The sequence below is a fragment of the Vreelandella neptunia genome (genome assembly GCF_034479615.1).
Classification (GTDB): Bacteria; Pseudomonadota; Gammaproteobacteria; order Pseudomonadales; family Halomonadaceae; genus Vreelandella; species Vreelandella neptunia.
The window spans coordinates 3,842,851-3,857,497 of record NZ_CP140255.1; the positions used below are offsets into that span (position 1 = coordinate 3,842,851).

15 protein-coding genes are annotated in these 14,647 nt (G+C 56.9%); 9 read left to right on the forward strand and 6 right to left on the reverse strand.

Features of this window, described 5'->3' with window-relative positions:
- Positions 1-34: 34 nt before the first annotated feature.
- Positions 35-1,282: a GGDEF domain-containing protein gene (locus SR894_RS17840; RefSeq protein WP_223288636.1), complete on the reverse strand. Its 1,248-nt coding sequence runs from the start codon at positions 1,280-1,282 to the stop codon at positions 35-37.
- Between the two features lie 191 nt (positions 1,283-1,473).
- Here SR894_RS17840 and SR894_RS17845 point away from each other — a divergent pair, with 191 nt between their 5' ends.
- Positions 1,474-1,761, forward strand: a complete 288-nt coding sequence (locus tag SR894_RS17845) for a YrhK family protein (protein WP_322535443.1) — start codon at positions 1,474-1,476, stop codon at positions 1,759-1,761.
- 110 nt (positions 1,762-1,871) lie between these two features.
- Here SR894_RS17845 and SR894_RS17850 read toward each other — a convergent pair whose 3' ends face one another.
- Together SR894_RS17850 and SR894_RS17855 are read right to left on the reverse strand one after the other, a co-directional pair.
- Positions 1,872-2,138 carry a DksA/TraR family C4-type zinc finger protein gene (locus SR894_RS17850; protein ID WP_035580731.1) on the reverse strand — a complete coding sequence of 89 codons (267 nt, stop codon included), beginning with the start codon at positions 2,136-2,138 and terminating at the stop codon, positions 1,872-1,874.
- A gap of 223 nt (positions 2,139-2,361) precedes the next feature.
- Entirely contained in the window at positions 2,362-3,114 is a 753-nt protein-coding gene (locus SR894_RS17855) for a DeoR/GlpR family DNA-binding transcription regulator (protein ID WP_035538847.1), read from the reverse strand.
- 134 nt (positions 3,115-3,248) lie between these two features.
- Between SR894_RS17855 and SR894_RS17860 the strand changes: the two genes are divergently transcribed.
- From SR894_RS17860 to SR894_RS17880, 5 genes are read left to right on the forward strand one after another with little or no spacing between them, the layout of a single operon-like run.
- Complete coding sequence (locus SR894_RS17860; RefSeq protein ID WP_223288634.1) at positions 3,249-4,253, forward strand: ABC transporter substrate-binding protein; 1,005 nt, start codon at positions 3,249-3,251, stop codon at positions 4,251-4,253.
- Between the two features lie 2 nt (positions 4,254-4,255).
- The gene (locus tag SR894_RS17865; RefSeq protein WP_223288633.1) at positions 4,256-5,986 is read left to right on the forward strand and encodes an ABC transporter permease; all 1,731 of its coding nucleotides are present in this window, start codon (positions 4,256-4,258) and stop codon (positions 5,984-5,986) included.
- Positions 5,974-7,050: an ABC transporter ATP-binding protein gene (locus SR894_RS17870; protein ID WP_133733307.1), complete on the forward strand. Its 1,077-nt coding sequence runs from the start codon at positions 5,974-5,976 to the stop codon at positions 7,048-7,050. The genes SR894_RS17865 and SR894_RS17870 overlap by 13 nt, the downstream gene beginning before the upstream one ends.
- A complete protein-coding gene (locus tag SR894_RS17875) occupies positions 7,047-8,138 on the forward strand; it encodes an MBL fold metallo-hydrolase (RefSeq protein ID WP_223288632.1) in 1,092 nt (363 codons plus the stop codon). Before SR894_RS17870 ends, SR894_RS17875 begins: the two co-directional genes overlap by 4 nt.
- Positions 8,126-8,572 (forward strand): phosphatase domain-containing protein, encoded by a 447-nt coding sequence (locus tag SR894_RS17880; protein WP_133733309.1) that lies wholly within the window; start codon positions 8,126-8,128, stop codon positions 8,570-8,572. Before SR894_RS17875 ends, SR894_RS17880 begins: the two co-directional genes overlap by 13 nt.
- Here SR894_RS17880 and SR894_RS17885 read toward each other — a convergent pair.
- The 3 genes from SR894_RS17885 to SR894_RS17895 all read right to left on the reverse strand — a co-directional run bounded on the left by SR894_RS17885 (position 8,569) and on the right by SR894_RS17895 (position 11,534).
- Positions 8,569-9,732 carry an MFS transporter gene (locus SR894_RS17885; protein WP_223288631.1) on the reverse strand — a complete coding sequence of 388 codons (1,164 nt, stop codon included), beginning with the start codon at positions 9,730-9,732 and terminating at the stop codon, positions 8,569-8,571. The genes SR894_RS17880 and SR894_RS17885 overlap by 4 nt on opposite strands.
- Positions 9,723-10,730, reverse strand: coding sequence for a GlxA family transcriptional regulator (locus tag SR894_RS17890; protein ID WP_223288630.1), 1,008 nt, complete (start codon positions 10,728-10,730; stop codon positions 9,723-9,725). The genes SR894_RS17885 and SR894_RS17890 overlap by 10 nt, the downstream gene beginning before the upstream one ends.
- Before the next feature lie 120 nt (positions 10,731-10,850).
- A complete protein-coding gene (locus tag SR894_RS17895) occupies positions 10,851-11,534 on the reverse strand; it encodes a GntR family transcriptional regulator (protein WP_133733312.1) in 684 nt (227 codons plus the stop codon).
- Between the two features lie 156 nt (positions 11,535-11,690).
- On the opposite strand from SR894_RS17895, the gene dctP reads away from it, so the two are divergent.
- The 3 genes from dctP (at position 11,691) to SR894_RS17910 (ending at position 14,645) form a co-directional block, all read left to right on the forward strand.
- Positions 11,691-12,686, forward strand: a complete 996-nt coding sequence (gene dctP / locus SR894_RS17900) for a TRAP transporter substrate-binding protein DctP (protein ID WP_133733313.1) — start codon at positions 11,691-11,693, stop codon at positions 12,684-12,686.
- 100 nt (positions 12,687-12,786) lie between these two features.
- Entirely contained in the window at positions 12,787-13,308 is a 522-nt protein-coding gene (locus SR894_RS17905; protein ID WP_133733314.1) for a TRAP transporter small permease subunit, read from the forward strand.
- 2 nt (positions 13,309-13,310) lie between these two features.
- Complete coding sequence (locus tag SR894_RS17910; RefSeq protein ID WP_133733315.1) at positions 13,311-14,645, forward strand: TRAP transporter large permease; 1,335 nt, start codon at positions 13,311-13,313, stop codon at positions 14,643-14,645.
- The last annotated feature ends 2 nt before the right edge of the window (positions 14,646-14,647 follow it).

Consider the following 14,647-nt stretch of genomic DNA (forward strand, 5'->3'; position numbering starts at 1 on the left):
CGTTTAAATGTATTATTGGCCGCAGTGCCCGCAGCTACCGTGCTGATATACCTAAGCTACCAACAGCGTCATCAGAGGAGGGTGAATCAACCAAACTAGCCTCTCTGATACGGTTGCGGCCCTGCCGTTTAGCTTCATAAAGCGCTTCATCCGCTTTTAACAACAAGTCGGCGGGTGTAAGGCCTACTGCGGGGCGTAGCAACGCAATACCAATACTGATGGTAACAACGCTATGTGCCGAGCTACCGTGATTAGGAATCCCTAAGGCCTCCACGCTGCATCTTATTCGCTCTGCCGCGGGTATTGCCGTTTCAGGTGTTGCATTGGTCATCAGCACTAAAAACTCTTCACCGCCAAAGCGTACGACTAAATCGGAGTCACGGCTATTGGCCTGCATGGCCTTTGCCACTTGCTGCAAACAGACATCACCTTGGGGGTGTCCATAGTAATCGTTGTAAGCTTTGAAATGGTCGATATCAATAACCATCAGCCCTAAACAGAGACCTTTATCGGCGGCCTCCTGCCAGCGCACGGGGAAGACCGCATCGAACTGGCGTCGATTGGCAAGGTTCGTTAAGGAATCGGTGACCGACATCTGGGTCAACTTTTGATTGTCTTGGAAGTAATAGCCCGCCCGGAGCTTTTCTTTCAACACATGCAGGTAAGAGGTTCGCTCGCTTCGCTCGAAGCGATAGTTAGCCATTAAGGTGAACAGCGCCTGAGCGATGATAGTAAAGATAGCTAGCCGCTTCACTTCTGGCGGCATTGGTTCGTAGTGCAAAACAAAACCTAATATTATAAATATACTAATGGCGGATGACACACAGGCATAGCTAAACCGCAATGAGTAAACGATATTCCCTACCAGCAGGATAAGACCGAAAGAGAAAACGTCCAAATACGAGTAGGCAACACTGGAACTCACAAATATTAAGCAGGAGACAACCGTAGCAACGATTACAGTGCTTGCCATTAAGGTCTCACGAAGGGGCGGGGGCACGCCTCGGTAGACCCACCATAGAATGGGCAAGCCAATAGGCAGCATCACCCCAATGCGTAATATCAGGGCTGTGGTAAAAGAGTCGGGACGAAAGCTGTAGTCATTGATCAAAAACACGCAGTAGATGACCGCTGATATCAAACCTGCAACGACCAAGCTACGGCTTCGTTTGCGCTGGGTATCAGCTTCAAAACGCGCCTCCAATTCATCGCTAAAGCGTAACCGCCAAGCCCTCCTTTCCAACTCGTCTTCCACCGCTGTCAGCAACGTGTCATTGAACATTACTCGCCCTCAATGCTTCATCCGATTACCTACGGCTTTCATGCATCATTAATAAACACCAGAAGCCAACCGTTACCTTTGAGTACAAAGATAGTGTGCCACAATAGCGTTTAGTTAAAATGAATATTGATACAAACGTTAAACGAAACTCATCCCAATTTTCATTAATTGAGCATTCATCCAGGAGGCTAATGATGCAGCGTCAGCAGGATCCAATGACCAACGACTGGACTTTCATCATTGGGCATCGAGAGCTCGTTGTGCACCAGCGCTATGAAGTGCTTAGCATGATCAATGACTTTATGCTGGGTATTTGGTTTACGATCGGCAGTGTCTGCTTTTTTTACCAGGGTGCGGTTCAAACTGTCGGCGTGTGGCTGTTTGTGATAGGTAGCATCCAACTGCTGATTCGTCCAGCGATTCGTCTTCACCGCTATGTCTATTTTAAGCAGTTGCCGGACACCGACCAGGACGCTTAGACGTACGCGGCTTAGTATTGGCGGCTTCAGCTAATGTTTAAAGTAGGCATTACTTTTTCAGTAATGCCTGTATTAATGAGGCGCATTAAATCCGTGAAATACAAGCCCGTTCATCTTAGCTGGCTATCTTTACTGCCACGACGGTTATAGCCACTAAAGGCCGACTGTTTTTTATCTAACTCACCCTGACACACCACGCACAGCCGAACGCCCGGAATCGCCTTACGGCGCGGTTCCGGAATGGGGTCGCCACACTCCTCACAAGTCTCAAGACTTTCTCCCCGAGGTAGTTGGCTACGGGCACGCTGCACCGCATCTTCCAGTGTGCTTTCCATCTGCTCTTGTTCGGCACCATCTTTTGCCCATCCACCTGCCATGGTGTCCTCCCTCCTTTTTTTCAAAAACGACTGTACAAAATTTGTCTTTAAGCATAGCAGTAAGCTGGGCGACTCACCGTTAGGGAACCTCTAATTAACGTGATGGGCGCAGGCGAGACAAGGCAAAAATCAACGAAAAAGCGGAGTTTACGGGTTGTAAATGAGCATTTTGAGGCGATTTTTAACGCCGTATGGGCAAGCGCAGTAGTTAATCAGAGGTTTCTTAGCCTAAAAACCGAACGCCTTGAGCAGCCAATGGGCTGCGAAGCTTGTCTGGCAGCGGCACATCGGTCACTACGGCATCATAATCACCCAGCTGACCCGCGGCGCAGCGTAGTGGCAGGTCGAACTTGGTTTTATCCAGCACTAACACGCGATAACCGGCATGGGCCAACAGCGCCTCACGGGCCATCACTTCGTCGTCGTTATAGTCATAAAGCTGGCCATGGCTATCCATTCCCCCCACCGAGACAATCCCCACATCGGCACGGTAGCGTTGAAAAAAGCGCCAGGCATCGCCGCCAATCACATCCTGATCGCGCCGACGCACTCGCCCACCGGCCACCACTAGCTCGCACTTCAACTGGCACAGCTTAATCAGCGCATGCAGGTTATTGGTCATGATATGCAGACCTTGCTTATCACTCAGCGCATCGGCCAACTGCTCAACCGTGGTGCCCGTGCCTAAGAACAGTGCTTGATGATCCTGTACCAAGCTCGCTGCCCGCGCCGCGATCTGCCGTTTACCCGCCACGTTCACAATCTGACGCTGGTCGTAGCCGATATTTTCCTGCTCGGGAAACGGCAGCACCTCCCCTTGGCGACGCAACACCAGGCCCTTATCAGCCAGGTGGCGAATATCTCCACGCAGAGTTTGCACAGAAACCCCAAACTCGCCTGCCAGGCTGTCTACCGATTGGCGCCCTTGTGAGTGGATTCGCTGCAACAGCTGTTGTCGACGTTCGAACTGGCGCATAGCCCCTCTCAGCACAACGAAAGCAAAAAGTGCGGCAAACGAAAGCCATAAAATGTTGAACGAAAGCATAGTGTCACTTTGTTGTAAGCAGATGACAGTAGCTTAGGTGGGGTTAACTCACTGGAGGTTTACCCATGTTGAAGCGCCCCCTGTTATCTATTCCGACATCTGCCCTTACTGCTGCTGTTGCGGTAGCCAGCTTTTCCCTTTCGGCTCAGGTAGCGGCGAACGAAACGCTAACGCTCTACACCAGCCAGCCCAATAGCGACGCCCAACAGACCGTTGACGCCTTTGAAGCGGCCTATCCCGACATTGAAGTGGAGTGGGTACGCGACGGTACGACGCGCTTGATGACACGGCTGCGCTCGGAGCTTTCAGCCGGGGTGAGCAACCCTGACGTACTGCTGATTGCCGACAGCATGACCATGGAATCACTCAAGCAAGAAGGCCATTTACAGCCTTACCTAAGCGATGAGCGCCAGGCCTATGACGCCGACCTGTATGACCCAGAAGGCTACTACTACGGCACCAAGCTGATCACCACCGGAATTGTCTATAACACCGGCGCCGAGCATCAGCCGCAAAGTTGGCAAGACCTACTGGGGCCTGACTACGAAGGGTTGGTCACCATGCCTAGTCCGCTTTACTCCGGCGCTGCGCTGATCCATATGGCGGCGATCACTGCCAACCCTGACCTTGGCATGGCGTATTACGAAGCGCTTCATGAAAACCGCACCGAAGCCCAGGGTGGGAACGGCGGCGTATTTAACGCCGTGGCCGCGGGCACCAAGCCCTACGGCATCGTGGTGGATTTCCTGCCAATTCGTGAAGCCGCCAAAGGCTCGCCGGTCGAATTCGTGTTCCCGGAAGAGGGCGTGAGCGCGGTGACCGAGCCGGTCGCTATTATGCAGGGTGCAGAGAATGTCGATGCCGCGCAAAAGTTTGTTGATTTCGTGCTCTCCCAGCAGGGCCAGGAACTGGTCAGCCAGCAGGGCTACCTGCCTGCCCACAACGACGTGACCCCACCTGAAGGCTTCCCCGAGCGCGATAGCATTACCCTGATGCCGGTTGATACCGAGCAAGCATTGGCGCAGGAAGAAGAACTTAAACAGCGTTTTAGCGACCTCTTCGGCGGGTAATCATGACGCCCGCTCTCATCTTTGACAACAAGACCGGCAGCGGCAACAAGTACGGCAGCCAGCACCGCTGGCTGCTTTCAAGCCTGCTGATCGCCATTGTACTGCTGAGCCTGGCGCCCAGCCTGCGCCTGCTGATCGAGGCGTTGAGCGACCTTACCCAAGGCCGCCAGTCACCGCTGTGGCAGGTGCTCAACAGTGCCAGCACTTGGCGAGCACTGTGGCAGAGCCTGTATACCTCGGGGCTCGGCATGCTGATCGCCCTGATCCTGGGTAGCCTGTTCGCCTTTGCCATCACGCTCACCAATGTGCGCGGCAAAGCGTGGCTGGTGTTCTGCTTTATGCTGCCGATGATGATTCCGCCCCAGGTTACCGCCTTGAGCTGGCTGCAGCTCTTTGGCCCGGCCAGCCCGCTACTGAAAAGTATGGGCATAGCGCCGCCGCTAGGCAGCCCACAACCGCTCTATTCCGCTGAAGGCATCGCTTTACTGCTGGGCATCCAGAGCGCGCCACTGGTGTTTCTGGCCCTGCGCACCAGCCTGCTCTCGCTGCCCCGGGAACTGATAGAAGCCGCCCGCATTAGCGGTGCCAAACAAACCCAGGTGTGGGGTCACATTATTCTCCCCGTGACCCGTAGCGGCTTGATCGCCGGGGGCGCGATGGCGTTTATCTCGAGTCTTGGCAACTTCGGCATCCCCGCCATGCTGGGTATTCCCGCAGGCTATTACGTGCTGCCCACGCTGATCTACCAGCGTATGGCCAACTTCGGTACCGGCGTGTTGGCAGAAATGGCCGCCCTATCACTGCTGATTGGGTTGCTGGCGCTGGCCGGGGTGGCGCTGCAGCAGCAGCTTATGAACCGCAGCCGCTTTGGGCTGGGCGGCCATAGTGGACGCTCCCACGATTTTACCCTGGGAAGTTGGCGCTCTCTGGTGACCGCCACGCTCGTCGGGATATTACTGATTATTCTGGTCGCGCCGCTGCTTGCGCTCATTATCAGTTCGCTGGTGCCGGCCATGGGCGTGCCGTTAAACGCCGAGACCGCCACCCTGAACGCTTACGCTGAAGTGATGGGTCGCCAAGGCGCCACATGGCGAGCGGTGAACAACAGTCTGTGGCTAGCGGGCAGCGCGGCGGTGGTACTGATGCTGCTGAGTCTGCCACTGGCTTACCGGCTACAGCGCCTGCCGGAACGTTGGCGGGGTGTGGTACTCAGTGCCATCGAGATTCCCTATGCGCTGCCTGGCGTGGTGTTGGCGATTGCCTGCATCCTGCTCTTTGTCCGCCCGCTGCCGATTATCAATGTGGCGCTCTACGGCACCCTGGGGCTGATTTTTATCGCTTATCTAGCACGCTTTCTGGTGGTCTGCGTCAAGCCTGTCGCCACCAGCCTGGCGCAGTTGGATCCTTCCCTTGAAGAGGCAGCACAGCTCGCGGGGGCAGGCCCCTGGCGACGCCTGGGCAGCATTATTTTACCCCTGGTCGCGCCCGCGCTGTTCGCAGGCGGCCTGCTGGTGTTTCTGCTGGCGGTCAACGAACTGACCGTGTCAGCCCTGCTATGGAGCGCCGGTAACGAAACCCTCGGCGTGCTGATTTTCAACCTCGACGAAGGCGGCGAAAGCGTGCTGGCCTCTGCGGTGTCAGTGCTGGTGGTGATCATGGTCGCCTCGCTGATGCTGACACTCAGTTTACTGGCGCCGCGTTTACCTAAAGGAGTCATTCCATGGCAGAGTTAGGCATGGCAGTGCCATCTAGTGCAGGGCTATCGATCGATCGTGTTACCAAGCGCTTTGGCGAACAGACGGCCGTTGATGCGCTGTCGCTGACGATCAATCCAGGCGAGTTTGTCGCTCTGCTCGGCCCCAGTGGTTGTGGCAAAACCACCATGCTACGCATGTTGGCGGGGTTTGAAACCGTCAACGACGGCACGATCCAATTAGCCAATCGTACCCTGGCCAGCGCCGATATCCATGTGCCGCCTGAGCAGCGCAATATGGCCATGGTATTTCAGTCCTATGCGCTTTGGCCGCATATGAGCGTGGCGGACAACGTCGGCTACCCGGTCAAACTGCGCGGCCTGCGCGGGGCGGCGTATCACCAAAAGGTGCAGCAGGCCCTGGCCCTGGTGGAGCTCGATGCTTATGCCGACCGCATGCCCCAGGCCCTCAGTGGCGGCCAGCGCCAGCGCGTCGCCCTGGCGCGCTGTTTAGTGAGCGACCCCTCTGTGGTGCTGCTGGATGAGCCGCTGGCCAATCTTGACCGTCACCTGCGCGCCACCATGGAGCACAGCTTCCGCGATTTTCATCAGCGAACGGGCGCAACGCTGGTCTATGTCACCCACGACCAAACCGAAGCCATGGCGCTGGCAGACAAAATCGCCGTGATGAAAGCGGGCAAGCTGGTTCAATGGGGCGCCCCTGAAACCCTTTACAGACAGCCGAGAACTGCCTGGGTAGCAGGCTTTATCGGCCAGGGCAGCCAGTTAAAGGTCGCCGCCGGTCACCCTGGGAAGCGCCTTGAGGGCGCGGCCCTGATGCGCGGACTGAACGCCATCACGTCCGAACGAACCCAAAGCGTGCTGGTGCGCCCGGAGCATATTCAGATTAGCACTCAAGCGCCAGTTGCTCATCAGCTTGCCGCACAGGTAGAGAGCGTTATTTTTCGTGGCGAACGCTATGAACTTAGCCTACGCCTGCCCAGCGGCGAAACGCTGCTGGCCTACCACCACATCGCGCCTGACCTGGGTAGCCAGGTTGCCGTCGACCTTCAGCAGGGCTGGTGCCTGGAGCCCGAACAATGAGTGTCAATATCGAGATTCTCAGTGGTTTAGGCGCCAAAGGCCCGGCCGCGATACTGGTAGAAGCCCAGGGAAAACGCCTACTGCTAGATGCAGGCGGTGCACTCCACCCGGATGACACCATTACCTGGGCGAACAACCTGGATGTGGATGCCGTACTGATCAGCCATGACCATATCGACCATATCGGCGGCGTGGCCGAGCTAGCGGAGAACGTGCCACTTTATTGCACACCGCTGGTAGCCAAGGCCTTGCCGCACAACCGCCCCTGGCACCCACTGCCCGAACGCGGCACGCTAGAGGTGGAAGGCATCATTGTTACCACCGGCCAAGCGGGACACTCGCTAGGCGGTGTGTGGCTGCATTTAGCGGTGGAAGGCGGTGTTTACTATAGCGGCGACGCCTGTTTTGAGTCGCAACTGTTTCCTTTTGATACTCCACCGAAAGCGGCTATTGCGCTACTGGATGCCTCCTACGGCAGCTACGACCAACCCCAAGCACATTGTGTACAGGCCATTAGTGAGCATCTTTATCAACCGCTGGCATTTCCGGTGCCGGAAACCGGCCGCGCTCTGGAGATGGCACTCTGGCTGGCGAAAGAGGCTGACCGGCGGCAGTTAACGCTCGCCATCGACCCGGTGATTCGCGACAACCTGGCCGCGCTCTTGGCACTGCCTGCAACACTGCGTCGGCCTGGGCTCGACCACTCGATTCGCTCACTTTTAGCGCGGCAAAACGCTTACTCGCCAACCCTTATGTTGATGTGCGATCGCAGCGATACTCCGCAACAGTGGCCCAATCACCACCTGCTCCACACCGGTTATCTAACCCCTGATCGCCGCGCCGAGCTAGCGGCAGGCCAAATCAGCTGGCAGCGCTGGAATGTTCACCTACGCGCGTCGCACCTGGTGGCGCTTGCCGATCAGTTGGGCGCCACTCAAGTGGTACCGCTATTTACCCAGCTTGCCAATAACGAATTGAATGCCTGGCATGGACTACTAGGCGAGCGCCTCTGCACTGCCCAGCGTTTATCTGCTCATTCACGTCTAGTCACCCTTTCCAGTTTAGGGAGTTTTGCATGTCCGCAGTAATTGTTGATGTTGACGGCACCTTAGCCGAGTTTCACCCCCATCAGGTCAGTGACTGGGTGCTGGGCAGCCAAAAACAGTGGGAGCCCTTCTTTGCCCATATGGCCGAAGCGCCGGTGATCGAAGCGGTGGCCAAGCTGGTTAAAATCCTGAAGGCCCAAGGCCAGCAGATCGTTATCTGCAGCGGTCGCCCGGATAGCCACCGTGAGCATACCCAGCGCTGGCTAGAGCGCCACACCATCCCCTTTGATGCCATGTACCTGCGTCCTAAGGGCGATGACCATGTGGATGATGAAGCGGTAAAAGAGGCGTTACTGGAGCGCATGCGCAGCGACGGCTTTGCGCCTTGGCTGGTGCTGGATGATCGTGATGCCGTGGTCGCCCAGTGGCGCGCGCTCGGGCTTACTTGCCTGCAGTGCGCGCCGGGGGATTTTTAAGCGTTTGCCAGCCGGGTTCGGTGCTGCCACACCAGCACCGCCAAGGGCACCAGCGCGATGGGGATCAACACCAGGTTAAGCGTCGCCCAACCTAAGCCGCTGACCAAGGGCCCAGCGAGCAACGCAGTGATCGCGGCGGTGCCAAAGACTAAAAACTCGTTGGCGGCCTGGGTGCGCGCTTTATCTACCGGGCGGTAGCTCTCGGTGAGCAGCCCGGTGGCGGGCAAAAAGGTGAAGTTCCAGCCCAGGCCCAGCAAAATCAGCGCCACGTTGAAACCGGCCAAACCGATACCCAACTGAGCGACCAAGGCACTGGCCACCAGCAGCAGGCAGCCTGCCAAAATGACCTGCTTAGCGCCGAAGCGGGTGGCCAAATGGCCAGTAAAGAACGAGGGTAAAAACATCGCCACCACGTGCCACTGAATGGTCATTGAAACGTGGTTAAAGTGGTGCCCCGCCCCCGCCATGGCGAGCGGTGTGGCGGTCATGGCCAGATTCATTACGCCGTACCCGACCATTGCCGCGCTCACCGCCACAATAAATCCAGGCTGGCGGAGTATCTTACCCAGCGGCAGTGCGGTGCCTTCACCGTGGGTACGGGATGCAGGCGGCAGTTGCGTCAGCATCAGCACCACCAGCGCCAGTGCGTAGAGCGCTGCCAAGCCCACAAAGCTGCCCAGAAACGGCACCTCACCCAGCTCACGGCTCACTCTGGCCAGCCACGGCCCGGCAAACGCAGCCAGCACACCACCCCCCATCACCAAACCAATCGCCCGATCACGCATCGGCGTAGGGGCAGCTTCTACCGCGGCAAAGCGATAGAGTTGACCAAAGCCAATGCCGATACCAATCAGCCAGGTTGCCAGCAAGAACAGCCCAAAGCGCTCGCCGATTAGCGCCTGTACGGCGAGCAGTGCGCCCACCAGTCCCACCAGGTTGCCCAGCATAAAGCCGCGCTTCCGGCCCAGCCTGGCCATAATTAACGAGGCGGGAATGGTCGCACACATCAGCCCCAGCCACTGGGTGGCGACAGGCGCGGTAGACCAGGACGCACTTGGCGCCAAAGACGCCCCAATCAGCGGAGAAACGGCAATCAGTAAGACATTACCGGTAACCAGTAGCGCCTGGCAGAGCGACAATAGGGTGACGGTTAAAGGCATGAAACTTTCTCCTGAATAGAATCATCTGTTTGGGAAGACGCAAAGCGCTGTCGATATACCGAGGGTGATACGCCGTAGTAACGCTGAAACTGGCGGCGCAGCTGCTCCGCGCCGCCCAGCCGCCAGCGCTGTGCCAGGCGCTCAAGGGATACGTTTTCGCGCCCGTTGAGCAGCGCCAAGCGCGCTTGTTCAAGGCGTAGCTGGGTCAGGTAAGCGCCGGGGGTGGTATTTAAGTAGCGCCTAAATAGCCGGGTTAAATGGCGCGGGGAGACCGCCATCAGGTCGGCCATGCTCTCAAGCCCGTGATCTACGCTGGGATCGGCGTGGAGTTGATCCAGCAAGCGGCGCAGTGGCCCCGCCTCTTGTTGGTGTCGCAGTATCTCGCTGAACTGCGACTGCCCACCTGGGCGCTGCAAAAACACCACTAGCTCACGGGCCACTCGCCCGGCTAGATCAGCACCGTGATCTGCCTCTAGCAGCGAAAGCGCCAAATCAATCCCCGCCGTTACACCGGCGCTGGTGTAGCGGCCGTTGCTTTCGATATAGAGCGCATCCGGCTCGACGCTTAGTGCGGGGTATTCATCTGCCAATTGAGGTGCATGGCGCCAGTGGGTGGTGACGCGGCAGCCATCCAGCAACCCTGCAGCGGCTAACAAAAATGCCCCGGAGCAGATCGAACCTAGCCGCCTCACCTCCGGGGCGACCTCACAAAGCACCTGCTTCACTGCGGCTATTTCACGCTGCTGCAACACGCCACTGCCGCCCGCCACCAACAGTGTATCCAGAGGCAGTAAATGCGTAAGTTGGTGGTAGGAGTGCGTAGCGTGCACAGCTAAGCCGCCGTTGGTGGCAACCGGGCCGACGGCGTCGGCGACCAAGGTCAACTGGTAGAGCGGCTGGGGGCTTAGCGCATTGGCGCTGGCAAACACCTGCCAGGGGCCGCTGACGTCCAGCAGTTGGCAGTCGGGGTAGGCAAATAGAGCAATATGGCGAGTCACAGTCTCTCTCCGCTAACGGGGATTCGAAGCATTAGAGAGAGTGTCAGCGCTGCGCCCTATGTCGGCAAGGACGATTACCCCACCGATTCGGACATACTTATAAAAACCGATACATTCGGATCAGCCCGTTCTCTCTAACGGTGACTCCATCCTGCGTACACTGGAAACAAAATCGCTAAATCGCTCGCCCTGAATTAATACATGGTCGCTCAGTGCTTGCTGAGCGACCACAGAGTCACCCCGCTCAATAGCCTCGACGATGGTTTGGTGCTCGCTGAGGGAAGTATTGACCCGCTGGCGCACCTGCAGTTGTAGGCGCCGGTAGGGCTTTAGGCGCTGCTTTAGCTGACGCGCTTCGCTGGCCAAAAAGGCGTTGTGGCTAGCGGTGTAGATACAGTCGTGAAAGCCTTCGTTTTCGTAGTAATACTCGTCGCTGTCACCGGCCAGGGCCGCTGCTTCACAGCGCTGATGTGCTTCGCGTAACGCGGCCAACTCCAGCTCAGTAATCCGGCGTGCCGCCAAGCGGCCGCACATGCCCTCCAACTCCGCCATCACCTCAAACATCTCAATCAGTTGATCAATCCCCACTTTCGCCACGAAGGTGCCCTTCTTAGGGGAAACGGTGACCAAGCCGCTGGCGACCAACTGTTGAAAGGCTTCGCGCACTGGCGTTCGCGAAACCTGAAACTCGCGCCCCAAGGCCTCTGGATCAAGGCGCTCTCCCGGTAAACGGCGGCCATTGATGATGTCATCCTCAAGAGAATCTCTTAATTTCTGAGCGTTGGATCGCTTGGTGCCCGTCATGTTTTACCTCCTTGGATCGCAACTCACCTTTACCGTTTTAATGCTGCCATAGAGTTGACATTAGCATACGCAACGCCTATTGATATATATATCAGCTCGACTGATAGATACATATAGTCAATCCAAACACACAACAACAACTGTTGGAGACGCCAAATGCAACGCTATTTGATCTCAACTGCTGCCGCCCTCGGTCTCGCCATTGCCGCTTCCCACGCCTCTGCCGATACCGTGCTACGCGCATCGCATCAATTCCCCGGGGGTCAGGGAGATGTTCGCGACGAAATGGTGCAAATGATGGCCCGCGAAGTAGCCGATGCCGGTGTAGGGCTGACCATAGAAGTTTATCCGGGCCAATCGCTGTTCAAAGCGCGTGAACAGTGGGGCGCTATCGCTCGTGGTCGCCTCGATATCACCTCTCTCCCGCTGGACTACGCTAGTGGTCGGCATCCGGAATTTTCGGCTACGCTGATGCCGGGCTTAGTGCGTAATCAGGCCCATGCTCAACGCCTGAATGACTCTGAATATATGGACATGATTAAAGAGGTCATTCGCGAAGGCGGCGCTCGAGTACTTGCAGACGCCTGGTTATCCGGTGGCTTTGCATCTAGTGAACAGTGCGTTACCTCCCCGGATACCGTCGAGGGCCAAAATTTCCGCGCTGCCGGACCTGCGTTTGAACAAATGCTTGAGGCCGCTGGTGCCTCTATTGCCTCCATGCCCTCTTCCGAGGTGTATACCGCCATGCAAACCGGCGTATTGGACGCCGCCAACACCTCGTCGATGTCGTTTATCTCCTATCGGCTTTACGAGCAGGTCGAGTGCCTGACAGAGCCAGGCGACTTCGCGCTCTGGTATATGTACGAGCCGATTCTGATCTCCGAACAAGTGTGGCAGGGGCTTAACGAAGAGCAGCAAGCAGCACTGATGGAAGCCGGTGAAGCCGCCGAAGCGTTCTTCGCTGAAGAAGCAGCCGCTATTGACCAGGAGATGGTCGACCTTTACGAAGAGAACGGCGTCGAGGTGGTCAAAATGAGCGAGGCCGACTACAACGCTTGGCTCGATATCGCCAAGGAAACCTCCTACAAAAACTTTGCCGACAATGTTCCCAATGGCCAAGCCATTATCGATGCAGCGCTGGCCGTCGAGTAAGCAACCCATTAATGCCTAACGGCTCGGCTGCCCTTCGGGGTGGCCGTTTTCAACTGATGCTTGCTTAGCTTGGTGAAATAACCAGCTTGACGAGGGAAATATGGCACCTGCAACGACACACAATGCTCTGGCGCGAGGGGGCATTATCGGCGGCTACATTCGCGTCATGGATAAGCTTTCGCGGCTTTCCGCCTATTTAGCCTGCGCCATGTTTATCGCTGGCGTATTAGTGATTTGCCAGATGGTATTTATTCGCTACTTACTCGGAATGAGCACCAGTTGGCAGACCGAATTTACCATCTTCTCAGTAACCGCTGCGATGTTGATGGGGAGCCCTTATGTGCTGATGACCGGCGGGCATGTGGCTATCACCATTGTTCCCGATGCGCTGGGCGGTATGACCCGCACCATCATGCGCTTGATCGCTTCCTTGTTTGGATTAGGTTTCTGCGCCGCCCTGGCGTATGCCAGCTGGGTCTATGTTTTTGAAGCACTTCACGGTGAGTGGACGACGGGTTCTGTCTGGAATCCACCACTGTGGCCAGCCCTGCTGCCTATGGCCGTCGGCGTCACTGTGCTGTCACTGCAGTATGTGGCTGAAATTTTGCGTGGGGAGAACTAAGCATGGATCCCATTACCTTAGGCATTATTGTCGCCATCGCACTGATTGCGCTGATGGCCATTGGCACCCCTATCGCTTTTGCCCTGGGCGGTGTATCGCTGCTGGCACTGATTTATGACCGTGGTCTTTCCGAGCTCACCTATTTCGGTGAAACCTTTTTTGACCGCATCGCCGAGTTTGGTTTTGTCGCCATTCCGATGTTTATTCTGATGGGCGCTGCGGTAGCCTCCTCCCCCACCGGGCGCGATCTGTATCGCTCGCTGGATCTATGGATGGGCAAACTGCCCGGCGGCTTGGCGGTTTCCAATATCGGCGCCTGCTCAATCTTTGCTGCGCTCTCGGGATCGTCACCGGCCACCTGTGCGGCGATTGGTAAAATGGGCATTCCCGAAATGCGCATGCGCGGCTACCCGGATGGCGTAGCGGCGGGCTGTATTGCCGCGGGCGGCACCCTGGGTATCCTGATTCCGCCGTCGGTCACCATGATCATCTACGGCATCTCCACCGAAACCTCTATTGGTCGACTGTTTATTGCCGGGGTAGTGCCAGGCTTTATGCTTGCGGGCCTGTTCATGATCTGGACGATGATCGCCTGCAAGATGGCCGGTGGCTATAACAACCCGATGGCGGAGTCCGTCGAACGGCTAAAGCAGAACGTTAAGCAGAATGTTGATACCAACCTGAAAGCGCTCGTGCGTGTTCTACCTTTCCTGGGCGTGGTCGCGGGTATCCTGTTTGCCTTGTATGGCGGGGTGGCAACACCTTCGGAAGCGGCGGGCGTGGGTGCCTTCCTATGTTTGGCGCTAGCTATCCTGATCTACCGCATGTGGCAGTTGGGCCCAATCAAATTGATTATGCGCGACTCACTGCGCGAAAGCGTGATGATCATGCTGGTGATCGCCACCGCCGAAGTGTTTGCCTACGCACTCTCTTCCATGTTTATCACCCAAACAGTAGCCGCCGCTATTGCCGATCTTGAAGTTAACCGCTGGGCGCTGATGGGGGTGATTAACCTCTTTCTGCTGGTGGCCGGTTTCTTCCTGCCCCCCGTGGCCGTGATCGTGATGACCGCGCCCATTCTGTTACCCATCATCCTGGCAGCTAATTTCGACCCCTACTGGTTTGCGGTGATTTTGACCATCAACCTGGAGATCGGCCTGATCACACCGCCGGTGGGTCTCAACCTGTTCATTATTAAAGGCATCGCGCCGGATATTTCGCTGCGCGACATTCTGATGGGGAGCTTGCCCTACGCGCTGTGCATGGTGCTGGGTATCTTGCTGCTGTGTCTCTTCCCAGGCATCGCGCTTTGGCTACCTAACTTGATCATGGGTTAAGG